This is a genomic window from uncultured Varibaculum sp., from assembly GCF_902489465.1.
Lineage (GTDB): Bacteria > Actinomycetota > Actinomycetes > Actinomycetales > Actinomycetaceae > Varibaculum.
On record NZ_CABTZZ010000027.1, the window covers coordinates 1 to 24,502 of the forward strand.

General features: G+C 51.7%; 22 protein-coding genes. 9 read left to right on the plus strand and 13 right to left on the minus strand.

What is annotated here, in order from left to right:
* Positions 1 to 194: 194 nt before the first annotated feature.
* The 3 genes from RDM26_RS05935 to RDM26_RS05945 all read right to left on the minus strand — a co-directional run bounded on the left by RDM26_RS05935 (position 195) and on the right by RDM26_RS05945 (position 2,629).
* Positions 195 to 2,030, minus strand: coding sequence for a glycoside hydrolase family 2 TIM barrel-domain containing protein (locus tag RDM26_RS05935; RefSeq protein WP_307738085.1), 1,836 nt, complete (start codon positions 2,028 to 2,030; stop codon positions 195 to 197).
* Positions 2,031 to 2,222: 192 nt separating this feature from the next.
* The gene (locus tag RDM26_RS05940; protein ID WP_005504750.1) at positions 2,223 to 2,321 is read right to left on the minus strand and encodes a 30S ribosomal protein bS22; all 99 of its coding nucleotides are present in this window, start codon (positions 2,319 to 2,321) and stop codon (positions 2,223 to 2,225) included.
* Positions 2,322 to 2,413: 92 nt separating this feature from the next.
* Positions 2,414 to 2,629 (minus strand): helix-turn-helix domain-containing protein, encoded by a 216-nt coding sequence (locus RDM26_RS05945; RefSeq protein WP_024059667.1) that lies wholly within the window; start codon positions 2,627 to 2,629, stop codon positions 2,414 to 2,416.
* Between the two features lie 335 nt (positions 2,630 to 2,964).
* Here RDM26_RS05945 and RDM26_RS05950 point away from each other — a divergent pair, with 335 nt between their 5' ends.
* A complete protein-coding gene (locus RDM26_RS05950; RefSeq protein ID WP_307738086.1) occupies positions 2,965 to 4,341 on the plus strand; it encodes a potassium transporter TrkG in 1,377 nt (458 codons plus the stop codon).
* Between the two features lie 151 nt (positions 4,342 to 4,492).
* Here RDM26_RS05950 and RDM26_RS05955 read toward each other — a convergent pair whose 3' ends face one another.
* Positions 4,493 to 5,161 (minus strand): NAD-binding protein, encoded by a 669-nt coding sequence (locus tag RDM26_RS05955; protein WP_307738087.1) that lies wholly within the window; start codon positions 5,159 to 5,161, stop codon positions 4,493 to 4,495.
* A 100-nt stretch (positions 5,162 to 5,261) separates the two neighbouring features.
* Between RDM26_RS05955 and radA the strand changes: the two genes are divergently transcribed.
* Positions 5,262 to 6,662, plus strand: coding sequence for a DNA repair protein RadA (radA, locus tag RDM26_RS05960; RefSeq protein WP_307738088.1), 1,401 nt, complete (start codon positions 5,262 to 5,264; stop codon positions 6,660 to 6,662).
* Here radA and RDM26_RS05965 read toward each other — a convergent pair.
* From RDM26_RS05965 to dacB, 9 genes are all read right to left on the minus strand, one after another.
* A complete protein-coding gene (locus RDM26_RS05965) occupies positions 6,649 to 7,254 on the minus strand; it encodes a hypothetical protein (RefSeq protein WP_307738089.1) in 606 nt (201 codons plus the stop codon). The genes radA and RDM26_RS05965 overlap by 14 nt on opposite strands.
* 22 nt (positions 7,255 to 7,276) lie before the next feature.
* Positions 7,277 to 7,771, minus strand: coding sequence for a DUF3180 family protein (locus RDM26_RS05970; RefSeq protein WP_307738090.1), 495 nt, complete (start codon positions 7,769 to 7,771; stop codon positions 7,277 to 7,279).
* A gap of 4 nt (positions 7,772 to 7,775) precedes the next feature.
* Positions 7,776 to 9,812, minus strand: a complete 2,037-nt coding sequence (folK, locus tag RDM26_RS05975) for a 2-amino-4-hydroxy-6-hydroxymethyldihydropteridine diphosphokinase (protein ID WP_307738091.1) — start codon at positions 9,810 to 9,812, stop codon at positions 7,776 to 7,778.
* Positions 9,803 to 10,687 (minus strand): dihydropteroate synthase, encoded by an 885-nt coding sequence (gene folP / locus RDM26_RS05980; protein ID WP_307738092.1) that lies wholly within the window; start codon positions 10,685 to 10,687, stop codon positions 9,803 to 9,805. The genes folK and folP overlap by 10 nt, the downstream gene beginning before the upstream one ends.
* A 96-nt stretch (positions 10,688 to 10,783) precedes the next feature.
* Positions 10,784 to 11,350, minus strand: a complete 567-nt coding sequence (folE, locus tag RDM26_RS05985) for a GTP cyclohydrolase I FolE (protein WP_307738093.1) — start codon at positions 11,348 to 11,350, stop codon at positions 10,784 to 10,786.
* Positions 11,351 to 11,353: 3 nt separating this feature from the next.
* On the minus strand, positions 11,354 to 13,351 hold the full coding sequence (gene ftsH / locus RDM26_RS05990) for an ATP-dependent zinc metalloprotease FtsH (protein WP_307738094.1): 1,998 nt from the start codon (positions 13,349 to 13,351) through the stop codon (positions 11,354 to 11,356).
* A gap of 171 nt (positions 13,352 to 13,522) precedes the next feature.
* Entirely contained in the window at positions 13,523 to 14,074 is a 552-nt protein-coding gene (hpt, locus tag RDM26_RS05995; protein WP_307738095.1) for a hypoxanthine phosphoribosyltransferase, read from the minus strand.
* A 9-nt stretch (positions 14,075 to 14,083) separates the two neighbouring features.
* Positions 14,084 to 15,169, minus strand: a complete 1,086-nt coding sequence (gene tilS, locus RDM26_RS06000) for a tRNA lysidine(34) synthetase TilS (protein ID WP_307738096.1) — start codon at positions 15,167 to 15,169, stop codon at positions 14,084 to 14,086.
* Entirely contained in the window at positions 15,166 to 16,608 is a 1,443-nt protein-coding gene (gene dacB / locus RDM26_RS06005; RefSeq protein WP_307738097.1) for a D-alanyl-D-alanine carboxypeptidase/D-alanyl-D-alanine-endopeptidase, read from the minus strand. The genes tilS and dacB overlap by 4 nt, the downstream gene beginning before the upstream one ends.
* Before the next feature lie 125 nt (positions 16,609 to 16,733).
* Here dacB and RDM26_RS06010 point away from each other — a divergent pair, with 125 nt between their 5' ends.
* From RDM26_RS06010 to RDM26_RS06040, 7 genes are all read left to right on the plus strand, one after another.
* Positions 16,734 to 17,282 (plus strand): inorganic diphosphatase, encoded by a 549-nt coding sequence (locus RDM26_RS06010; protein ID WP_307738098.1) that lies wholly within the window; start codon positions 16,734 to 16,736, stop codon positions 17,280 to 17,282.
* Positions 17,283 to 17,541: 259 nt separating this feature from the next.
* Positions 17,542 to 18,876 carry an NlpC/P60 family protein gene (locus RDM26_RS06015; protein ID WP_307738099.1) on the plus strand — a complete coding sequence of 445 codons (1,335 nt, stop codon included), beginning with the start codon at positions 17,542 to 17,544 and terminating at the stop codon, positions 18,874 to 18,876.
* 255 nt (positions 18,877 to 19,131) lie between these two features.
* Positions 19,132 to 20,460 (plus strand): extracellular solute-binding protein, encoded by a 1,329-nt coding sequence (locus RDM26_RS06020; RefSeq protein ID WP_307738100.1) that lies wholly within the window; start codon positions 19,132 to 19,134, stop codon positions 20,458 to 20,460.
* 216 nt (positions 20,461 to 20,676) lie between these two features.
* Positions 20,677 to 21,522, plus strand: coding sequence for a carbohydrate ABC transporter permease (locus RDM26_RS06025; RefSeq protein ID WP_278611873.1), 846 nt, complete (start codon positions 20,677 to 20,679; stop codon positions 21,520 to 21,522).
* A complete protein-coding gene (locus tag RDM26_RS06030) occupies positions 21,519 to 22,430 on the plus strand; it encodes an ABC transporter permease subunit (protein WP_307738101.1) in 912 nt (303 codons plus the stop codon). The genes RDM26_RS06025 and RDM26_RS06030 overlap by 4 nt, the downstream gene beginning before the upstream one ends.
* 107 nt (positions 22,431 to 22,537) lie before the next feature.
* Positions 22,538 to 23,587, plus strand: a complete 1,050-nt coding sequence (locus RDM26_RS06035; RefSeq protein WP_307738102.1) for a substrate-binding domain-containing protein — start codon at positions 22,538 to 22,540, stop codon at positions 23,585 to 23,587.
* A 38-nt stretch (positions 23,588 to 23,625) separates the two neighbouring features.
* Positions 23,626 to 24,270 (plus strand): DUF624 domain-containing protein, encoded by a 645-nt coding sequence (locus RDM26_RS06040; protein ID WP_307738103.1) that lies wholly within the window; start codon positions 23,626 to 23,628, stop codon positions 24,268 to 24,270.
* The last annotated feature ends 232 nt before the right edge of the window (positions 24,271 to 24,502 follow it).

The window sequence follows — 24,502 nt, forward strand, 5'->3', positions numbered from 1 at the left end:
CAGACGTGTGCTCTTCCGATCTATGGGTGCTAGCAACAACAGAAAATATCTCTCTATGGCTGCGTTATTGTGCCGGCAACCAATGTTGCCTGTCAACGGCGACAGAAAAAAGGACAGAGAGAAAAACAAGAACGAAACGACAAACCTGAAATAACCCAGCCACTCCTTACACTTAGTCTTTGACGGTAAACGCATTATTCCTCGCTTCCTGCTGGTTGGTTAAACCTTCGAGGACGAATTTGATTTTGAAAACTATCACCCAGGACAAACCGTTTAATCTGAGAGATAGGAATTTTAGGTGTCCGATCTTCTTTCAATAAGCCATTTGTCTCTTGAAGAGTGTCAGTGAGCTGGGTATAACACCACCCCGTTAGTACGGATGAGTTGTAAAGTGCCCTGAATAGCGACGAAACTCTTTCCTCGAAATCTTTAGTGTTTGAGACTACTTCATATCCCCAGGAAGATTCTTTATCTTCACGTAAAGAAATTCCTCCGAACTCTGTGACCATCATCGGACGATTTCCTAACTCTGTTGAAGAATTCAACAGGATCGGTCTTCCTTGCGGCCCGATTCCATGAATGGTCTGGCATACATTTCCAGGTTCTAGGTAAGCAATTTCCAATTCATTTGCAGTTGTCGCATAATCATGCGTGCTCACAATATCCGTATCGAGTTGTTCCCAACCATCGTTAGCCACTACCAACCGGGTGGGATCCTTCGCTCTAGTTAATTCAACTATCGAATTTACAAAGTGGCGTTGGCTGGGATTAGTGGAGATTGCGTCAACTCCCCAACTCTCGTTGAAAGGTACCCACACCACAATCGAAGGACTGGATGCATCTCGGTCAAGTATTGAATTCCACTGCGATAAGGTCCAATTAATGGCTCGGCGAGAATACTCAAATGCAGCAGGAAACTCTGCCCACACCATAATTCCCAGGTAATCAGCCATAGCAAGATAGCGTCTATCTGGAGTACGCTGATGGATTCTAATCGTATTGAATCCCATGTCCCGAACTAGTTCTAAATCACGAATTTGAGCATCGCAACTAGGCGCTGTAAAGAAGCTTTCCCGCCAATACCCTTGATCTAAGATTCCGCGAACATATACAGGTTTTCTGTTAATTCTTAGATACCCATTCTTGATATCTACTGCACGAAGCCCAAGATAAGAGAGAACCTTGTCTTCTTGGCTACCAACTTTTAAGTCAACTTCAGCATCAATCAGGTTAGGCGAGCTGGGGAACCAAAGTAGATTATTCCATTCCGTTCGACTCCGCACCTGCGGAATCTCTACGATTACGGTTGCAGACATACCTTTTATATCGGTTTCAACCGCAGCCAGCTCTTGCCCCCGCAATCTCAAATTAATACGAATGCGTCCCTGAGGAATCCATTTTGAAAAAGCAAATTCGGCAGTAACTATTGCTCGATCAAGATCAAATTTCCACCAAATTTGCTCTATTGCATGACAGGGAACAGACTCCACCCACACATCTCGCCAAATTCCGGTAGAACGTCTGTACCAGATGTCATGCGGTTGTTCGAGCCAATCTTGCTTTCCCCGCGGTTGACTCTGATCAAGCCTACAATCTTCCGCTCGCACAACAACTTCATATTCATCGTCCTCTGGAAGTTTTACCGAAAAAGAGGTTCCACCCCCGACGTGCTTGCATAAATGATTCCCATTCACCCAGACATCAGCAAAGAAATCAACGGCCTCAAAGTTAAGACACCATTCAGTTCCATCAGCTTTCGGAGGCAAATCTTGATGTTTCAAGTTTCGTCGATACCAAACCACATCACAATCCGAAAAATCTGTAATTTCAGATAGCTCGCTTCCGGGGGGGAAAGGAATGAGCACTTCCCGGTTAAAAACCGAGGCACAGCTAAACCAACTCTCTTTTAGGCCTTCATCCTCAGGATCTTCCGCAAACTGCCAATACCCATTCAAACTAGCCCAGTCACTACGACGCAATTGAGGTCGGGGATACCCAAAATCCAATTGTAAATCTTCATTGATCGACACATAAGTAGCCTAATACATAATTTGCTACGTAGCAAACTAAAATAATATTTTTCTCAAACTTCTCAATTTTCTGACCTCACAAATGCGGGCTAATGCTCATTCGGGCATTAACTCCGATATTTCCCCTAACAAGCACAGGAGAGAATAAAAAATGGATCCAGGTTATTCCTGGATCCATTTTGCATTATGCCGTTACTTCTTGTTGCGACGCTGGTGACGAGTCTTACGCAACAGCTTACGGTGCTTTTTCTTGGACATGCGCTTGCGGCGCTTTTTGATTACCGAGCCCACTAGGTTCTCCTTTTGCTTCTTGATGCGCGCGCGGCGCAGATACTACCTTAAGGTATTTTTCTCGCCCTACTATACAACAACTTAAGCGGCGATTAACTATTGGCTACCCCTGAAGATTGTTCCCAGTCACCAAAACCCTGCCCCATCATCTGGTCGATTGCCGCAGCCGGTACCCGAAAAGACTTGCCGACTCGAACTGCGGGGATATCACCGGCGTGGATCATCCGATAGACCGTCATTTTGGACACGCGCATTAGTTCCGCGACCTCTGCCACTGTTACGAAGCGCGGAGCTTGCTGCTGTGCCATAATGTTCCGTCCTAATTTCGAATCCATGCCGGTTAGGGATTATTTATAAGCTTAAGCCGTTGACCTAGAAAAATTCTAGAGTTTCAGGCATCCATGTCTAAAAATACCCCAAGAGACCCACTTTTCTCAACTGCCACAGGAAAGTACCTAAAAAACCGGAAATTTTCGTTACTTTTTAGAGTTGCTTTATTTATTTTTATACTGATTTACTCTACTGGAAGCTATATTTTCCTGTATTGGCGCTGCGGAAATAATCCTGCCTAGCTGTCCTAACCGAAAGTAGAGGCAGCGGGTTAATATCAAGGCAGGAAACATTTATTTTTAAAGGGGGTGTGATGGCACAACAGCGGCGCATTTCCAAGCGCGCGAAGGTCAGAGGATCGCTAGACCATCTTGCCCGCACCTCCCCAGCACGGCTGGTAGTACTGGTGTTCGCAGCAATCATCCTGGTGATGACGCTACTGCTTTCTTTACCAATTGCCACCACCACTGGCAAACCTGCTCCCCTGGTCGATGCGGTTTTTACTTCCACCTCAGCCGTTTGTGTAACTGGCCTGACCGTAGTCAACACCGCTTCCTACTGGTCTTTATTTGGACAAATCGTAATCATACTGGGTATCCATATTGGTGGCCTGGGGGTAATGACCCTGGCATCAATATTGGCACTAGCGGTATCGCGTCATATTGGACTGACCCAAAGAATGCTGGCCGCCATCGAAAAAACCGCCTCCCTCGGCAAAGTCGGCGCCCTGATCCGCACGGTGATCGTCACCTCCCTGACTTGCGAATCAATTATTTTCATTGCGCTATTACCGCGTTTCTTAACCTTAAACGAGTCCGTTGGCTCCGCTATCTGGCACGCCCTATTTCAATCAATATCGATCTTTAACAACGCGGGTTTTATCAACCTACCCGAAGGAATGGAAGCCCACCTGGGAGACTGGTGGATGATTAGTCCCGTGATCTTGGGAACTTTCCTGGGAGCCTTGGGATTCCCGGTAATGCTAGATGTGAAAGAAAACTGGCGTTCCCCCCACAAACTTAGTTTGCATTCAAAGCTAACTATCACCACCTACCTGGCAATTTGGGTATTAACTGCAGTAATGATTGCTTTCTCGGAATGGAATAACCGCGGAACCTTCGCATCCATGAGCACCTCCGAATCCCTACAAACCTCGATTCTGTTCGGAGTCAACTCCCGCTCTTCCGGGATTAGCACCATTGACGTAGGACAAATGACCAGAGGCTCCTGGTTCTTATTGGACGTGCTGATGTTTATCGGCGGAGGCTCCGCCTCTACCGCGGGCGGCATCAAAGTCTCCACCCTGGCGGTAATGATCTTGGCAATAATGGCTGAGGCTCGCGGGGATCGGGACGTAGAAGCTTTCCATCGCCGCATCCCCCCCTCGGTAGTGCGCCTCTCAGTGGCCGTGACCGGTCTGGGCGCCATCCTAGTGGTGACCGCTATCTTCTTCCTGCTATCGGTAACGGACTATTCGATGGACGTTGTCGGATTCGAAGTGATTTCTGCTTTCGCCACCGTAGGATTATCAACCGGAATCACCCCCGATTTACCGATTATCGGCAAGTATTCACTGGTACTGCTCATGTTTGCGGGCAGAACTGGCACTATGACAGTAGCGGCGGCGCTCGCGCTGCGCGAGCGTCGCCGAGTTATCAGAATGCCCGAAGAGCGCCCCATAATCGGATAGTTCTGGCCTCAGCACCTAACTACACCGACCGAAAGGTTTACCTACCTGATCTGGGTTGCAGAAACGCTAGAAACCCGCGCGAGATTAGCCGCCCCGCGCCCTCTGCAATTGCCTAAAGACCTCGAAACCCGATTTTTACCCCAAAAGCGGATTAAGGCATTTGCGCAAACTGCTCCAATAATTCCGCGTCACCAGAAACAATAATGATGTCGTTAGCATCTACCCGGGTTTGGGGAGCAGCATATTCAAAAGGCTCGCCAGGAGAGAGCACCCCAATCACCGTGACCCCATATTTAGAGCGAGTATCGAGTTCCTCCAAAGTAAAGCCGTGGCAGGCCTTGGGCGGACGCATTTTCACTACCGAGAACCCCTTGCGATCCATCTCGATATAGTCCAGCATCTTTCCACCCACCAGGTGCGCGGTACGCACCCCGGCATCATATTCGGGGTAAACCACGTGGTGAGCACCGATTCGCTTTAGAATCGACCCATGTTCTAGGGAAGTGGCTTTAGCCCAGATCGACCCGATTCCCAGATCCACCAGGTTTGCGGTGATCAGTACTGATGCCTCCAGGGCGGTTCCTACCCCCACTACGGCGGCTTGAAAATCGGTGGCTCCCAGCTGCTCTAAGGCTTCGGCACTGGTAGCATCGGCTTGCACCACTGGCAGACGCGACTGCCATTGGGTAACGATCCGCGGGGACTTTTCCACCGCCAAGACTTCGCGCTCTAGGCTCTCTAAAGAGGCGGCTACCGCCGAACCGAAACGCCCCAAACCGATAACTAGCACTCCAGATGCGCCAGTATCCCGTTTCGCCATCTGTGTCCTCCTTTTATCCCCAGCTGTAAATAATCAAGCATTCTGCTTCCAGCCTACCCCGCTCGAATATTTACTAGGCGTGCCGCGCTAAAGTTAGGGCATGGCCAAGGTAAAGACAAGCTATCAATGTTCCGAATGCGGCTGGCAATCTAGCAAATGGCTGGGACAATGTCGCAACTGTAAGGCTTGGGGAACGCTAGAGGAAAGCGTCCCGGCTAACGAGCCTGCACCCTCCCCAAATAAGATCGCAGGCAAAACTCCCCGAAGCAAGGCTCTGCCCATCAGTGAAGTTGATATTGCGGATGCTAGATTCATCCCCACGGGAATCGGGGAACTAGACCGGGTACTCGGCGGCGGCCTAGTGGCAGGATCTGTGGTTTTATTGGCGGGTGAACCGGGCGTCGGCAAATCTACCCTCTTATTGGATGTTGCTGGAAAAGTGGCGTCTACCTGGTCAAACAAGTCGGTACTGTATATAACCGGGGAAGAATCTGCCGCACAGGTGCGGTTGCGAGCAGAGCGGATCGGTGCCCTGACCGATAATCTCTTACTGGCTGCGGAAACCGAATTGGAAAGCGTCCTGGGGCATATCGATCAGTGTTCCCCTTCACTGGTGATTGCAGATTCGGTACAAACTATTGCCTCCGCCCAAGTCAGCGGACAAGCCGGAAACGTGACCCAGGTACGCGCAGTCTGTTCGGCTTTAATCGAGGTCGCCAAAAGCCGCGGCATCCCGATTTTGCTGGTAGGACACGTAACTAAATCCGGTGGAATTGCCGGTCCGCGCGTTTTGGAACACCTAGTTGACGTAGTTACCCAGTTCGAGGGGGATCGCCATACCCGCTTACGGCTGCTGCGGGCAGTCAAGAACCGCTATGGCGCCACCGATGAAGTTGGTTGTTTTGAACTGGTAGAGAAAGGAATTATCGGGTTAGCAGACCCTTCGGGACTATTCCTGTCACAGACTTCCTCGCGGGTACCCGGCACTTGCGTAACCGTGACTCTCGAGGGACGACGCCCGATGCCTACCGAAATTCAAGCCTTAGTGTCTCCGCTGGTTTCTGGAGGATCAGCGCGGCGCACCACCTCGGGACTAGATTATTCGCGGGTGGCGATGACCTTAGCGGTACTGCAAGCCCGCCTGCGCCTCGCCCTTTCCCAATGTGACGTTTATGTTTCCACCGTAGGAGGCGCCAAAACCAGCGAACCGGCAGTTGATTTGGCGGTGGCGCTAGCCATTACCAGCGCTACCCAGTCACGCCCTCCCCTAGAAAAAATGGTGGCTATCGGGGAGGTATCCTTAACCGGAGAAATCCGCGCTACCGTGGGTCTAGGACAGCGGCTATCCGAGGCCGCGCGGCTGGGTTTTCGTCACGCCCTGATACCTCGCCTGGGAGCCGATGAGGTTACTGCCCCCAAAGGGATGAGCCTGCATCCGGTAACTAACCTGGCAGAAGCAGTGATGATCGCCCTGCCCGAGGAGGGGGCTACTTCAAAGTAAAGACGGCTTTCGCGTCGGTGATTTCTTTCCCATAGAGAACAGGAATAGCCCGATAGGTGCCGGCCTGCGCCATATCGCCCTTCTCGCAGCCGTTTCTAGTTTTCCCATCCCACTTGAGGGTGGTGTCATATTCCATGCCGGTTCCGAGCAGCAGCGGCTGTTCCTGAACCTTCCCCTGACATTTCCAGGATTCCCACACCGTGTCTTCACCGGTAATAACTTTTACGCCCACCTTGTCAATAGCCCCATTCATAGTGCAAGGCTGATTTCCTTTGGTGTTATGTAAAACTACTTTGAAGTTAACGCCTGCTCCCACCTGGTTTTCCGCCTTTTCCGGCTCTAACTTGTAGCTAATATTTGCGAGATTACAGGTAGTGGGTTGCGTTACGACCTCTTTTTTAGCTTGTTCAGCTTGGGCACGCTGCTTGCTATCATCGGCAGCCTGCATCCATGACCAGGCAAAACGAACGATTAATAGCACTAGGGCGATCAACACCGCCAAAATTAGCACCGCTACTAGCCGGCGCACCCAAAAAGTTGTTTGCGAAGGGCGTACCCGCTCGGAAGAGCGTCGGCGTTGGTCTGGACTCATGCCCTTAGGTTACCCCAAGCCGCTAGGTGGAAGCCGGATTAACGCCACCGGGAGCACTATTTGCCCCCGGCGAGCCGTCCTCGCCATCATCGATAATGCACCAGGATTCAACTAGCAGCGCGACTACTAATAGCACCAGATTCACCAGTGCTAAAGCAATAGTGTTCCCCGCAAACGAACCCGCTATTTCCGCATGACGCAACTGGAACGCCAAGATCAACTGGGACAGTAAATATCCCAAGAACAAAGCTGACCACACCGCGGAGGCTTGGGCTACCAGCGCTACAATCGGGGCTTTCGCTAGCTGCATCCAGGAGGGTTTCCCATCGCGCAAACGCTTGACGGCCTGCCCAAAAATTGCGAGTACCACCGCCCCGCAAAAGATCAACACCGTGAGAATGGGGCTGAATTGCAAAGGCGTGCCCCCCATTTTCACTGCCAAATCACTGAGGAAATATCCCACCAATAATGCCATCGCCCCCAGGGCTAACAGGCTAAGTTTTCGCAGTGGCCGCATATTATTACTCGGAATCCGCTAGCGGATCGAAAACTGCAGTAGGTAGTTCAGTTCGGTCTGTTTCCGGTTTAAGCACCGGGATCGCTCCGGTAGTAGTCGGACGCAGAATCGATTTGCGTTCCACTCGAGATTCGTCTTCCCCGCGAGCATCGCTACTATAGTTAACTTTACCCGTCTCAATATCTAGCGGGAGCGGCTGCGGGGAGTCCTCCGGAACTGGAATCGGACCGGTAACCAGCCTACCGGCGTGACGTCCGCTGCCCCGCTTAATGGTTTCAGTTGGCTGTTCGTTGCTCGCTTCCTCGGCTGCCTCCATAACTTGCACTGGATCACCGTCTCCCCCTTGCTGACTGTCGCTAGCTTCCCCAGTTTCGGTGTTAGTTCCGGCTGCCGGGGCGGCATCCTGCTCTGCAGTCAGATTTTTTTCCGCGGTGGCGCTCGTCTTGGCGCTGGCAATCTGCTGCGCTGGTGAGGGAGGCGGGGCAGGTACGGGGGAATTAGGTAGCGCTTGCCAGGAATGCTCAGATCCGGCTGCAATTTCCGTCAGGTGGTCGGCTTGCTCAAAGTCCGGCATAAATTGCTCGGGATCTGCTTTCTCCCCTAAAAAGAAAGCTTTAATCCGCTGCCACCAGCTCTTTTTCTTAGGTTTTGTCGCTGCTGTTTCCTGTTTCTCAGGTTTTTCTATCGGTTCCTCGTCTAAGATCACTGCTGCTTGGGTACGGTCATTACCCAGGTGTGGCAGGAGTAAAGAAGAGGGGGGAGGGGTGGGCTGCGCGGATCCGGTCGGAGCAACCGGAAGCGGAGAAACCTGCGGAGAAGGCGCCTCCTCGGCAGCTGCCGGAAGCGGTGAGCTAAGTTTATCCACCTGCGACACTTCTCCGGTAGGATGCAACTCTCGGGCATCGTCTAGTACTCGCGGAGGAACCGCAGGACGAGAAATCGCTGACCAGCGGGGTAAGGGAATAGATCCCGTCCCCGCCTCGGTTAGTGGATGGTTATTATCTACCCAATCGGGGTAGATCTCTTTTATTCCATCCCGATCCGGGGCATAGTCCGCCAAAACTACCACTTCGCCTACCCCGGTCAGTTCGGCCGCTGGGGCTACCAGCGACCAGGGCAAAAGCACAAAAGCGCGCTGACTGGCCCGCGGATGTGGCAGAATCAAGCGTTCATCCTTGCTGGTAACGTCCTGATAATCGATGATGTCTAAATCCAGAGTGCGCGCTCCCCAGTGTTCGCTTCGCACCCGGCCGTGCTCATCCTCAAGCTTTTGCAATACCTGCAAAAGCTCTAACGGAGAAAGCATAGTGGAGAGGATTACTACCGCATTTAAGTAATCTGGTTGCTCTTCCTGGTCTTCGCTAAGTACCGGGGCCGTCCTCACCAGAGGAGAAACTTCAACTACCCCGATCCCACTAGTTTGCGACAATTGCGCAACTACTTCGCGGAAAGTAGCAGAAACCTCTCCTAGGTTTCCGCCCATGGCCACCACCACTTGCCGCGGGGAGGTGGGAGCCTGTTCTAAAGGATTTTCTGCTTTTTCGAGGGAAGTTTCACCGCCTTCGGCCGCGCCCTCCGCCGCAATCTCTGCCAACGATAAGGGAGCGGTTTCTTCCAAAGGTTCTTCTTCGGGAAGTAGATTATCCAGACCCCGCCAAATAGTTAGTTTCACGTCTTGTTTTTCTAAACCTAGCGGCGCCTCAGGTTTATGTAAACAAATCCGCACTGCCTGGACGTTTTCCAGTTCTAGGGTTTCTTCAGCAATCTGGGCAGCAACTTTTTCTAACAAGTCGCATGGCGGGCCAGTAATAATCCGGCTAATCAGAGCCGATATCTGCGAATAGTCGACGGTATCTTCGATCCGGTCGCTTGCCCCGGCACCGTGCAGATCTAAGTAAATATCGGCGTCAACTAGAAATAGTTGACCGTCTTGGCGTTCATGATCGAGCATCCCATGCCGCCCGCGTTCCTCAATCCCCACCAAACTAATGTGGTCGAGGTATTGCAAACGTTCACTGATTTCTTCCTGACTTAGCGACATGCTGCTTCCCTCCACAGTTGCCCCACTGCGACCGCACTAGCTGAAGCCGCAACATTATGTACCCGAACTGCCCAAACTCCACTCTCGGCGCAAAGCGCACTCACCGCGGTGGTAGCATCCTCCCGCCGTCTGGCTCCCGCCTTAACCCCCGCGGGCAAAGCATTGTCCCAGCCGGTGGGAACCGCCATTTCTAAGAACCGTTTTCTAGAAGCCCCAATGAGCAATGGATATCCCAGCTGCGCCAGTTGCTCTAAGTTACCTAATAGCTCCCAAGACTGCTCAGCGCTTTTCGCGAACCCTAAACCGGGATCTAAAATCAGGCGCTTCAGATTAACCCCAGCACTTTCGCAGGCCTGGATACGTTCTTTCAGACCTTGGCAAACCCCGCCGGTTACGTCCCCGCCGTATTCACACAGGCTATCCATAGTTTTGGGGTTACCGCGCATATGTTGGCAAATATAGTAGGCATCGGTTTCGGCTACCAGCTTAAGCATCCCCGGATCTAGGGTTCCCCCGGAAATATCATTAATGACCTGCACTCCGGCAGCTATGCCGGCGGCGGCGGTTTCCGCATTGACGGTATCCAAAGAAATAGGCAGAGGGGTGCGAGATGCTTTTAGGTAACCGTCAATCACCGGCAGCACTCGTTCTCGTTCTTGCGCGGGGCTTAAGGACTCGGCTCCCGGCCGGGTGGATTCGCCCCCAATATCGAGGATATCGGCACCTGCGGCTTCTAACTCGAGGGCGTGAGCAATCGCTTTTTCGGGATTGAACCAGTCGCCACCGTCAGAAAAAGAATCTGGAGTGACGTTAATGATCCCCATAACTTTGGTGCGTCCGGGCGTTAAAAAGTCAGGAATCTGGCGAATTGTCATGATTCTAGCCTACCTGGCATTAAACGTGCTTTTGGTCTGGAGGCGGGCAAAAGTAGCATTTCTCCATTCTTCAACCCGATAAAACGCCTAAGCTAACTAGTTTGAGCGGATTAGGGAAAGTACTTCCGCCCGCGAGCGCGGGTCAGAACGCATGACCCCGCGCAGCGCTGAGGTGGTAGTACGCGCCCCCGGCTTCTTGATTCCGCGCATGGACATGCAAAGATGCTCTCCCTCGATAACTACCGCGGCGCCCCGCGGATCCAGTTTCTCCATTAAAGCATCCGCTACCTGCGCAGTGAGTCTTTCTTGCACCTGCAGCCGGTGGGAGAAACCCTCTACTACCCGCGCCAGTTTCGATAGCCCGGTGATCCGGCCATCACGAGGAATATAGGCCACATGAGCCACCCCGAAGAACGGTAGCAGGTGATGTTCGCACAGGGAGTAGAAAGGAATCCCCCGCACCATCACCATTTCCTCATCGTCCACGTGGAACTGTTTTTCTAGAGGCGCTGCCGGATCCGAGTGCATCCCCGACATTACTTCTTTCCAGGCTCTACCCATCCGTGCCGGGGTTTCCTGCAGTCCTTCCCGATCGGGGTTCTCACCGATCGCGATCAGCAAATCGCGAATCGCCTTTTCTACTCCATCCTGGTTATAACCCACGAGTTACTCGCCCTCTACCGCTAGGTTTTCCGGAATCGGAGCCGTAGCCGGAGTCTGGGAATCAGCAATCGGTTTACCAAAAATCGCCCCGGGTACTGCCCCTTCTTGACCATAGGACCAAACGGTGCGTTCAGCCTGTTTTTGAACCGGAGAGAAGATCTCTTCTAGTTCTTCTTCTAGCAAGGTTTCCTTTTCAATCAGCCGGGCAGCTAGCTCATCGAGAATCCCGCGGTTGCGAGTGAGGATTTCCCAGGCTTCACGATTGGCGGTATCTAGGAAACTACGTACTTCTTCATCGATGGTGCTGGCCACCGTCTCGGAATAGTTTCTACTGGAGATACCATCGCGCCCCAAGAAAGGTTCGCTATCATCTTTGCCGAGCTTTACTGGCCCTACCTTGTCGGACATACCGAAATCGGTTACTAGACGGCGAGCAGTCGCGGTGGCCTTTTCAATATCATTGGAGGCACCGGTGGAAGGATCCAGGAACACTAGCTCCTCAGCTACCCGCCCTCCCATGGCGTAAACCAGTTCATCTAAAAGCTGGTTACGGGTGCGCGAATAGCGATCCTCAACCGGCATCACCATGGTGTACCCTAGGGCGCGCCCACGCGGCAGAATCGTAACCTTGGTAACCGGATCGGTATAACGCAAGGCGGCCGCACAAAGCGCATGTCCGCCCTCATGATAGGCAGTAACCAATTTGTCGTGGTCATTCATAACCCGAGTGCGTCTTTGTGGCCCCGCAATTACCCGGTCGATAGCCTCATCAACTGCCCGCATATCGATCAGATCCGCATTAGAACGAGCGGTTAGCAAAGCCGCTTCGTTAAGCACATTTTCCAGGTCAGCACCGGTAAAGCCGGGAGTACGTTTCGCGATCTGTTCTAGATCCACATCGGTAGTCATGGGCTTACCTTTGGCGTGCACCTGCAGAATTGCTTTCCGTCCCTTGATATCGGGGGCATCTACGTTTATCTGCCGGTCAAAACGTCCTGGGCGCAGCAGCGCAGGATCTAGTACATCGGGACGGTTGGTGGCGGCAATCAAAATGACGTTGGTGTTTTCGTCAAACCCGTCCATCTCTACTAGCAGCTGGTTTAGAGTTTGTTCGCGTTCATCATTGCCACCGCCCATACCGGTGCCGCGGTGACGACCTACCGCATCGATTTCATCAACGAACACGATCGCCGGGGCGGACTCTTTAGCCTGGCTAAATAGGTCGCGCACTCGCGAAGCGCCCACGCCCACGAACATTTCTACGAATTCCGAGCCAGACAGGGTGAAGAAGGGAACTTTCGCTTCCCCGGCTACCGCCTTGGCCAGCAAAGTTTTACCAGTTCCGGGCGGACCACACAGCAAAACGCCCTTAGGGATCCGCGCCCCCAGGTTATGGAACTTCGCGGGATTGGCTAGGAACTCTTGAATTTCGCGCAGTTCCTCTACCGCTTCATCTGCTCCCGCCACATCGGCGAAAGTAATCTTGGGAGCCGAGGCGTCAAACTTTTTGAATTTGGATTTTCCAAATCCCATCATGCCGCCGCCCTGCATTCTGGACATTGCCCACCAGATCAGGGCAAAGAACAGTAGCAGCGGAATCATCATCTGTAAAAGCGCTGACCACCAAGAACCGGTCGGGAAAATCGAGTTATATCCCTTCTTCAGGTTCCCGTCCTGGATTAATTCATTTACCTGTTCCGCCTGGGATTGCACAAAAGTAAAATTGACCTCTTTAGTGGCGCCTTGCGGAATTACTTGCGATTCTTTCCCCAAGTTTTTGGGGGTGTACTTCTTTGATAACTCTAGCTTTACCTGCTGGGTACCGTCATTGACTATCGCTCGCTCAACGGTTTTACCTTTGAGCAGCGCTATCCCCTCGGAGGTGTCAACAACGGTAGGCGCCATTACCAGGGAAATCACCCAAAATACGGCGATTATCGTAATCGCTGGGATGCCCCATTTAAGCCAAAACTTCTTATTTTCTTTTTTCTTCTTCGCCATTTATCGGTTTCATACCCTATTATCCGGTGCCGCGTGGCGGCGTTATTTCATAGAGACAAGCCTAAACGCTTTGCCCCTTAATTGCTTATTTTGGTCACCCTCAGCCGAATTTCATACTCGCGAAGTACCGCTTCTTCCCAGGGTGACGCTCAGTGAACCTGCCTGATCCCGCTACTGGTATACATGCGGCGCGAGGGTGCCCACGAACGGGAGATTCCGATACTTTTCCGCATAGTCCAGACCGTATCCCACTACAAAATCATTGGGAATATCGAATCCCACGTATTTCACGTCAACTTCCACTTTCGCCGCCTCGGGTTTGCGCAGCAGCGCCGCAATTTCTACCGAGGACGCGCCGCGCGAAGAAAGGTTGCGGGTGAGCCAATCTAAAGTCAGACCGGAATCAATCACGTCCTCGACAATTAGCACGTCCCGTCCCCCCAGGTCGGAGTCCAGGTCTTTAAGAATCCGCACCACTCCGGAGGATTTGGTGGAAGCCCCATAGGAGGAAACCGCCATCCAATCAATTTCTAAGGGGGTATGAATGAGGCGAGCCAGATCCGCCATCACCATCGTGGCTCCCTTGAGCACCCCTACCAATAAGATTTCACGGCCGCTATAGTCGCGATCGATTTGGGTGGCCATTTCTTGCAGCTTGTCCGCGATTTGCTGCTCGCTGATTAAGATCCGCTCCAGCGCATCGCCCATATCATTTGCGTCCATTTTCCCAGTCTATCCTTTCGATTGCGCGTGAAAGTTAAGTTCATAGGTTCCTGCCACCCGAGTGCAGGTGACTTTCCCGGGCAGCTGGATCGGGCCGGTGCCGCGACGGTGGGTAGCCATAAAATCCACGGCATCTAGTTGAACTTTCCGCAGGTCTGAGGCTCGCGCGCCAGCATTTAGCGCCGCCAGGCGCCACACCCTCTTTCGGATCGCCTCCGGTTGCGCAAGTAGCGCTTTAGTTTCCAGCGTTACCGTCTCCCCCTCGCCCCGCTGAGCCTGTGCAAACCAATCGGCAGCGATGCTATCTAAGGCATCCAAGTCTGCTTGCAACAGGGCGGCAGTGCGGGCGAGGGCGGGGCGCGGATCTACCCCGAGGGCTTTCTCGAGGGCGGGTAAGGCGTGGTACCGCAAGGCTGACCGCCGCAGAGCCGTGCCATCTGCAGCTCGAACTGGTCCTTCGGGATAGTTGGAAGGGTCGTCTATAAAAGACAGTCCCCCTTCGTGGCATGCCGCTACAGTGTCGCGTCGGGGAAGCTCCAGGAGCGGTCGCAGATAGCCGGCGCGTCTAGCGCTTTGTTCTCCGGCGCCCTCATCCCAGCTACGCATTCCCGCAATCGAGCGCGCGCCACTGCCACGCATTAACCCCAAAAGCACGGTTTCCGCTTGATCATCACGGGTATGCCCCAAGAGGATAAAAACATTTTCTCCTAAAGAACCGTACCTGCTGGCGGCTTCTTCTAGGGCCTGGTAGCGCCTTTTGCGGGCATCACCTTCTTTACCTTTACCGGCTATTTGCGCATCAGGAAGGGTGAGTATCTCCACTTGGCTGTACCCTAAACCGGTCAGTATTGCTTGCACTTTTCGTGCTTGCACACCCGATTCTGCGCGCCAACCATGATCAACGGTGACTGCTACTGGTTTAAACTCTCTCGCAGGTGCCAGACGAATAAGCGATGCAGCTAGGGATAGGGAATCAGCACCGCCCGAGCAAGCCACTACTAAGGTTGCCCGCGCATGGTGTTTTTCTAGATGTTTTAGTTGCGTCAGGACGGCTCTTTCTATCCGTCCTCGCGCGCCTCGCGGTTGCCGGCTCACAGACCTGCCAGTCCATTTACGAAGTTATCGATGGCGCCGCGCGCAATTGTGCCGGTTCCCTCTTTGAAAGAATCAACGATCACGCAGAAAGTGAGAGTTCTACCGGATTTAGTGGTCACCAGACCGGTGAGCGCCCGCGAGTTCTGCAAAGAACCGGTTTTTGCCCGCACATTACCGGCGCCACTTGCCTGTAAATATCGATCGTGCAAGGTGCCATCTAGGGCTCCGACGGGAAGGGAGGCAACCAGGGGGCGCAGCTGGGGATCATTGCCGCGAGCAGCTTGTTGGATTAACGCGGCTAATAGTTGCGGTTTGATCTGGTTTTCAGTTGATAGTCCCGAACAATCATGATTGGCAAAAGCTGCACCCTCGAGTTTTAGATCATTTAAGACCTTTTGGGCAATCTTTATTTCCCCGGGAAAGTTCGTACCGGTTCCAGCTTTCGCTGCCGAAGCTCTGCAAAGCACTTCTGCCAGCATATTGTTCGATTCTTTAAGTGTTTCATGCATAACTTCATGCAAGGCTGCGCTTTTTACTTCCCCAACTTTTCGGGCATCGTTCGGGGTAGCGCCGCGCTGGATCTGTCCCACATTAATACCCTGTTCTTTTAGTCGCGCCGCGAACTGTTCCGCTGCTGAAAGTCCGGGATCGGGCAAGTATCCGTATGACAGCTCGGCGTTAGCTAATCCGTTGTTGATCGCGATAGGGGTGGGCTTGGTTTCGTAATTGTCATTGCCTTGGGCTTGCCAGTTCGCAAGTGGACTTTGATCTCCGAAAGCACTCTCATCCAAGAACAACTGCACCGTAGTAGTTTTTTTGTCTTTGAGTTTTTGCGCAGTTTGGGCTGCCAGATCTGCTAGCCCGGCATGTCCGGCGGTGGCAGCAGGATTTCCAGAACCGGCCGATAACAGCTGATCCCCGTTTCCTCGTAAGAATAGTTTTTCGCCTGCCAAGTGGGTGGCGGTGGTGAAACGGTAATCGGGTCCGAGGGTTTTCAAGGCAGTTGCCGCTGCCACGACTTTACTTGAAGAGGCGGGGGTCATTAGCTGGTCTGCGTTTACTTGGCCAAGAGTTTTCCCGCTAGCGGTATCTATTACTATCGCGCCGACTCTGCTTCCCGTCGCCACCGGCGTATTAGCGGCGGGGTCGTTGCTACCAGGATTTGGGGGCAAACCGTTTTGAGCTTGCGTTACCAGTTGTTGCATTAGGGGCTGAACTTGCGCCGCGGTAATTTCCGCAGCGTGTTCATTTATTCCTATAACTTCCTTACTGCCGGCATCCGTAAGACTAACTTCCACGGTTTCGGGCATATCCAAAGATTCATTTTCTAGGGTTAGAATCCCTGGCACTAGGTTGTAGGCGTCCAAAACGCCATAACCGACGCCGCTTACTACCATTGCTACCAGGAGAATTAGCGGTAATAATACAGATTTTCGCATTCTTCCCCTCGTTTATGAATTTTCCACGTATTCTTAAATATAAAGCAGATGCCACGACTTCGGCGGTAACACTTTTGCCCCGATTGTCGCACACTTAGCCTATTTGGCGGGAAGGGGAAAGACACATGGAATTTGACGTGACCATCGAGATTCCGAAGGGTAACCGTAATAAATACGAGGTTGATCACGGTACTGGCCGCATCCGTCTGGATCGTATGCTTTTTACTTCCACTCGCTATCCCGATGACTATGGTTTTATTGATGGAACCTTAGGCGAGGACGGAGATCCCTTAGACGCCCTGGTGGTCTTAGAAGAATCCACTTTCCCCGGCTGTGTGATCCGTTGCCGGCCGCTGGGAATGTTCCGGATGCGCGATGAGAACGGCGGTGACGATAAGGTTTTATGTGTTCCTGCCGCGGATCAGCGCGCCTCTTGGCGTACTGAGATTGAAGATATTTCTGAGTTTCATCGTCTGGAAATTCAGCACTTCTTTGAGGTTTATAAAGATTTGGAACCAGGTAAATCTGTTGAGGGCGCCCATTGGGTAGGACGTAAAGAAGCTGAGGAAGAAATCCGGCGTTCGCGTGAGCGGATGAAGCAGTGGGAAGCAGAAAACGGGACGAAGTATTTTGGTCTAGTCGCTGACTTCTTTGATGGACAGATAACCGACTAATTTCCTGCCTGCCAGACACGCGGAAAACGCCAATAGCCTCACATCGTGATATATCTCACTTTATGGCGTTTTCCGCGTGTTTGTCTTTATAAATTCAATATATTCCCTTGAAAAGTAGCAGTTTTAATCTAGATCTCCTCCGATTCGCCCCTTGTTACACATGTTATTAATGTGAATTTTGTTGTTAGAGATACCAAAGCGCGGTATTGTGGCAGTTAGTCCGACTTATAACTCCCAAAGTCGCTCTAGGAGGAAAGCTATGAAGCCCCACATTTTTGCGGGACAAAAAGCTGGTAAAAGGGCATTGGTTATTGCGGCCAGTTTCGCCCTAACAGCTTCCGCTTCAATTTTTGCACCCGTAGCATTTGCTTCACCGGCAGACGACAAGGTGGAAGCAGCTAAAGCTGCAGAAACTGATGCCGCTAACTCGGTAGCCGCTATCGAGGCACAACTTGCGCAGGTAAGTGCCCAGACTCAGGATGCTCGCGACCTAGCCGAGGAAGCTGAAGCCGGCTACAACGACGCCATCTCTAACCTGGTAGTTGCGAAGCGGGCAGCAGATAAAACTGCCCAGGATTCTCAAGAGGCACAAGAAAAGGTGGAGCAGGCTCGCAAGGCTTTAGCCGGCTTAGCGCGCACTGTTTACACCACCCAGGGATCACTTTCTTCGCTCACCCCCTACCTGAACGCTGATGGTCTGCAGACTGTGGAAATGAGGAAGGTCTCCGTCGAGCTATTTGGCTCGAAGGCGGATTCCCAGATGCGGACTTTTGATTCGATTGCCAAAGTCGCCACCGTCCTGCAAGAACGTGCCAATCAGGCGAAACAAGATCGAGAGCAGGCGGCTAACGAACTTAAAACCCAAAAGGACGCAGCCGACCAGCTCAAGGCTGCCTCTGAGAAACAGCTTGCCGATTTGGGGGCACAGCGTGAGGAACTAATTAAGCAGTTAGCGGCCGCGCGCGGAGTGACCGAGCAGGCTGAGAAAGAACGCCAAGCGCAGATCGAAGCGGAGCGAAAGGCTCGCGAAGAAGCTGCTGCCCAGGCAGCTCTAAAAGCTGCGGAAGAAAAAGCTCGAAAAGAAGCAGCACAGCAGAAAGCTCGGGAACAAGCAGCTAAGCGGCGCGCTGCAGCGCAAAAGCAAACTGAAAATAGTTCCCCGTCTGCTACTAGCAAACCCGCTAAAAAGAGCCAGCCGAAAGCTACCAACAAAGCTACTAAAAAGGCGGCTAATCAGAAATCGGCTACGCGCGGTAACGCGTCTCGCTCCCAAATTATTGCCTATGCGAAGAGGTTCATCGGGGTTCCCTATGTATGGGGCGGTTCCACTCCCAAAGGGTTTGACTGCTCGGGGTTAACCTCCTATGTGTATCGCAACGCTGCTGGAATTAACTTGCCCCGACGGGCAGTACACCAACGCGGAGCCGGAAGATTTGTTTCCAGGTCACAAGCACTACCGGGCGATATGGTGAACTACTCCAGTCACGTCGGGATCTACCTAGGTAATGGCTATATGATCCACGCTCCGAAACCGGGAGATCGAGTCAAGATCGCCAGGGTTTACGGAAATCCCGTATATGTGCGAGTGCTCTAAATCAACACCTCGCGGTAATTAACTAAAAATTAAAATGCCAGGCGGCGGCGCGGAAGGATAATCCCCGCGTCGCCGCCGTTTATCAGCAAATCATGATAATTTATCTTCAAAAGTTAACAAAAAGATAACAATTCTTAATTTGGCTCTTCCTTTCTAAGGCACTAACTGATACTGTAGAGATGTTCATCGGAAACGTTTCCGACGAAGGGCGGGGATCCCCGCACCTACTGATCGACGGTCCAAAGGGGGACGTTAATGTCAAGAAAAACTCGTATTCTGGCAACCTTTGTTGCCAGTGCTTTTGCGTTGACCGGCTTGGGCGCCTGCTCTTCAGGCTCTGGTGCTGACGACGGTAAAGGCAAAGTTTACATGTTGAACTGGAAACCGGAGCAGGAAAAAGCCTTTAAGAAAATTGCTGAGACCTACACCAAAGACAAGGGCGTAGAGGTCAAAGTCCAAACCGTAGCTTCCGGAAACTACGAACAGCAGCTAAAGTCTGAAATCGCTAAATCTGATGCTCCTACCCTGTTCAACGTAAACGGTCCCGTCGGCTTAAAGAGCTGGCAAAAATACACTGCGGATCTCACCGACACTAAGTTTGCCAAGGATCTCAATGATCCCAACCTGGCACTGAAGGGCGAGGACGGCAAGATTTACGGGGTGCCGTTGGCAGTAGAAGGTTACGGCATTGTCTACAACCAAGAGATTCTGGACAAATACTTCGCAATGCCCGGCGCCAAAGCCACTAAGGTAGATGAAATCAATAACTTCGCCAAACTGAAAGAAGTTGTTGAGGATATGCAAGCCCATAAGGCAGACCTGGGGATTGACGGCGTATTTGCCTCCACTTCGCTCGCTAAAGGTGAAGATTGGCGTTGGCAGACCCACCTATCCAATATCCCCATGTACTACGAGTACCAGGCAGATAAGGTAACCGATACGGACAAGGCGAAATTCAAGTTCAATAAAGAATTCAAGAATATTTTTGACCTCTACTTGGATAACTCGACCATTGACCGCAAGCTTACTCCTAATAAGAACGTAGCTGACTCTATGGCTGAGTTTGCACAGGGCAAAGCAGCTATGGTGCAAAACGGTAACTGGGCTTGGAGCCAAGTTGCCGAAGAGAAAGGCAACGTAGTTAAGGAAGACAAGATTAAGATGCTGCCTATCTACACCGGTCATGAAGGTGAAGAAAAGCAAGGTCTGGCCGTGGGTACTGAAGCTTTCATGGCAGTTAACGCTAAAGCCTCCGAGGCCGATCAAAAGGCCACCATTGATTTCATCAACTGGCTCTTCAGCGACACCCAAGGCAAGAAGGCAGTAGTCGAAGACCTAGGGTTTATTGCCCCCTTCAAGGCTTTCTCTGCTGACGAGATTCCAAACGACCCGTTGGCCAAGGAAGTTGCGGCTTCCCTAAGCAGCGACCAGCTGAAGACCGTGCCGTGGGTATTCACCACTTACCCGTCACAGAAGTTTAAAGATGACTTTGGCCAGGATCTAGGACAGTACGCCATTGGCAACCTGGACTGGGACAAGGTAGTTAAGAACTTCCAAGACGGCTGGGCCGCCGAAAAGAGATAACTGAGATATAACCTCGGTTAGATAAAAGAGGGCGAATGCCCTACCAGGGACAAGGTGGCAGATAAGAACCGCCCGGTTCTTATCTGCCACCTCACCTTAAGTAATACATTCCCCGCATTCAAAGACATAAACCAACTCGGTTACAACTCGATTTACAGCAGTAAACCCAGTTTTTGTTTAATCTTTTATCCACCGGCCAAAGGAAATGGATAGACAATGAGGTCGAATTTAAAATATTATTTTCCACTTTTTGTGCTGCCCACTCTGGCAGCCTTTCTGATCGCTTTTCTAATACCGTTCATCGTTGGTTTTTTCCTGTCGTTTTGCGAATTCACCACTATCACCGATGCGACCTTCGTCGGAATTCAGAACTATATAGAAGTATTTGATTCTCGCGATACGTTTACCTCCGCGTTCCTATTCACCATATTGGTGGTAATAGTCTCGATAATTACCGTGAATCTCTTTGCTTTCGCGATCGCCTGGATACTAACTCGCAAACTACGCGGAACTAACTTCTTCCGAACCGTGTTCTTTATGCCTAACCTGATTGGTGGCATCGTCTTGGGTTATACCTGGCAGATTATTATCAACGCCTTTTTACAGAACTACGGCGCGACCCTAGTTACAGACTGGAAATACGGCTACGCCGGACTAATTATTCTGATTAACTGGCAGTTAATCGGCTACATGATGATTATCTACATCGCCGGCCTGCAAAACGTTCCTCCAGAACTAACCGAGGCAGCAGAAATTGATGGAGCCGGTCGTTGGCAAGTGCTGCGAAACGTCACCATTCCCATGGTGATGCCCTCTATCACTATCTGCCTGTTCCTAACCTTGTCGAACACATTCAAAATGTTCGACCAGAACTTGGCGTTAACCGCCGGCGCACCTTCGGGTAAAACCGAGATGGTTGCCCTCAATATCGTTAACTCCATGTTTAACCAGGTAGGCATGGAAGGCGTTGGACAAGCCAAAGCAGTTATCTTCGTAGTAGTCGTGGTGGCTATCGCCATGTTCCAGCTACGGGCAACTCGTTCAAGGGAGATTGAAGCATGAGCACCACTACCGTTACTGCCCCCGGGCAGCCTGTTGCTAAGCAAAAACCCGTTAAAGACACCAACAAGTCCGGGGTTAACCCGATTGGCAAAGTTGTTATTTATATCGTCTTAATTGCTTTGACCTGTATATTCTTAGGGCCAATCCTGTTCGTAGTTATGAACTCGTTCAAGTCTAAGTTCGAGCTGTCGAACAATCCTTTCGCTCTTCCTATGGGAGATACCTTCGTTGGACTTGAGAACTACGTAACCGGTCTGCAACTATCGAATTTCTTTAGTTCGATTCTGTGGTCGTTCGTAATCACTGTCGGATCGGTGGCGATTATCGTCATGTTATGTGCGATGACTGCTTACTACATAACTCGAGTAAAACGTTGGTGGACCAGCGCCCTGTATTACATTTTTGTCTTCTCGATGGTGATCCCCTTCCAGATGGTTATGTTCCCCACGGTGCAGATATCCAGCATCCTGAGGCTAGATAACCCGGTGGGAATGATGATTCTCTATCTGGGATTCGGAGCCGGCCTCAGCGTCTTCATGTTTGCCGGATTCGTTAAATCGATTCCGATTGATATTGAAGAGGCCGCCACTATTGACGGCTGTAACCCGGTACAAACTTACTTCCGGGTAGTACTGCCGATGCTCAAACCCACCGCGATTACCGTGGCCATCCTCAATACCATGTGGGTCTGGAATGACTTCCTACTCCCCAACCTGGTCTTGGGGCCAGGTAGTGAATACCGCACTATCCCGATCGTGGTTCAGTTCCTGCTGGGCTCTAACGGCAACCGGGATATGGGTGCCCTCATGGCGATGCTAGTGCTGGCGATCATCCCGATTGTTATCTTCTACATTTTCATGCAGAAGTACATTATCGAGGGTGTAGCCGCCGGCGCGGTTAAAGGCTAAGAACCTTAAATCAAGCAGGGATTGGGGTGGAAGAAAAAACACTTCCATCCCAATCCCTGTTATCTTTAACTACTGTCAAACACTTATAGAATCAAGGATTTATTCCCGTGTCACAACCGCCACCCGCCGTGACTATTAGGGATGTCGCCGCTGCCGCACAGGTGGGGATTACTACGGTATCTCGCGCCCTCAACAATCAGAGTGGAATATCCCCAGCTACTCGTACTCGAATCCTCCAAGTTGCACAAGATCTTCATTACCAGCCCAATCGGCACGCACAGAACCTAAGATCCCAAAATATCAATAACATTGCAGTAGTGATGAAAGGACCATCCAATCCTTTCTTTCTTTCACTAATTGACCCCCTGGAAAAAGCAATCCGCGCCCACGGATACCAAATGTCGCTATTACGCGTTCCCCACGAAGCGGATGAGGTAAACATTGGACGCGGCGCCTACCAAGATTCCGAGGCTGCCGGAGTGCTTTTCTTAGGAGGAGAAGCGCGCGAATCAACGGCGGTTTTTAATAACTTTCCCCTCCCCTTCACCCTTTGCACTGTGCCACCGGCACCTGCCTGGGATAATTCCGTGGCTGCGGTTAGCGTTGACGAGGCACACGGAATCTCCCTAATAGTTTCTCATCTCACCGATCTCGGGCATCGTCAGATTGGGTTTCTCGGCCCTGATCGCAGAGAACGTTCCGTGGGCGTCATCCGGGAAAAAGCCTTCATCTCTGCCCTAAGCGCGCAGGGAATCACCACCGATGAGAAGCTTATTGTCAGAGGGGGAGACGGGGACAACCCCTATTCTTTTAGCTATGGATATCAAATGGCTTCCCGTCTGCTTGCACGGCAAATACCTTTTACAGCGGTAGTGGCGATTAGTGACGTGATTGCTCTCGGTGCCCAAAAGGCTTTGATAGATGCAGGGCTGAAAATACCGGAAGATGTTTCAATTACTGGTTTCGATGGAATCGAATTTGCGCGCTACACTAACCCCGCTCTAACCACCGTTAAGCAGCCCATTGAGCAACTGGCAGAAACTTCCTGTCGTCTGCTATTCGCGCAGATGAAGAAAGAGTCAATAACCAGGCCGCAAAGATTATTGCGTGGCAGCCTGTTGATAGCAGACTCTACCGGTCCGGTACCTACGCCCTAGCTACCCTACAGTCTGGTAACAATAATGACTGAGATATTATGAACCGATTTTTCTCTCACTACGGCTTCTTGGCCGCGCTGCTAACCTTGATTGCTGATGTCGCAATGATCAGCCTTTTTATCTGTATAGCATCCCTGCCGGTGGTCACGATCGGGCCTGCTCTTAGCGCAGGCTACTACGTCTTATTACAGATAGTGCGGGAAGAGGGCGCGCGACCTGGTTTTACTTTTTGGCGTCACTTTCGCAGCGATTTCCGTTCAGCCTTCGGCGGAGGAGTATTGCTAGTCGCTCTGCTACTAGTGGGAGCCTACCAACTACAGCTAGTTAAATATCTGCCAGCTTCTCCTACCTGGCATCTAGTAATGCGCGCCGGGGTACTGTTCGGCATGGCCGTAATAACCGCCATTGGAATCTGGTTCTTTGCCTATAGTTCCCAATTCTCGGCCTCGTTTAAGCAAACTTTGCGCAATGCTGCGTTGCTGGCTATCGGACGCCTGCCGCGCACCTTGAGCGCCCTACTTTTCGCGATCTTACCGTTAGCTGGGCTTTACCTGCGTCCCAGTCTTTTCTGGAGCGCCCTGATCATAATGCCTCTTTTCGGCATCGGATTCGTCTTATACCTGCAAGCACTGGTTTTAGATTCTCCTCTGAGCGCCCTAAAAAATCCCGACTCCACCGCCTAAACCTGCCAAGGGGCGAATTCCCTAGGTTCTAATCGCTACTGCTACTCACGGATGTATGCGGGTGCATGCGGGGTAATGTTTTTCCTCCCTGTATCCGTATTACGCGCGGGAGAGAAGTTTTCTTCCCGTAGTCGTCCGCGCACAGGGGCGGATTTTGCCTCGCGCCCCGAAATCCGGAAAATGCTCTGGCATTTTCACGGATTTAACGCCCGCAGCCTACCCTACGGCATAA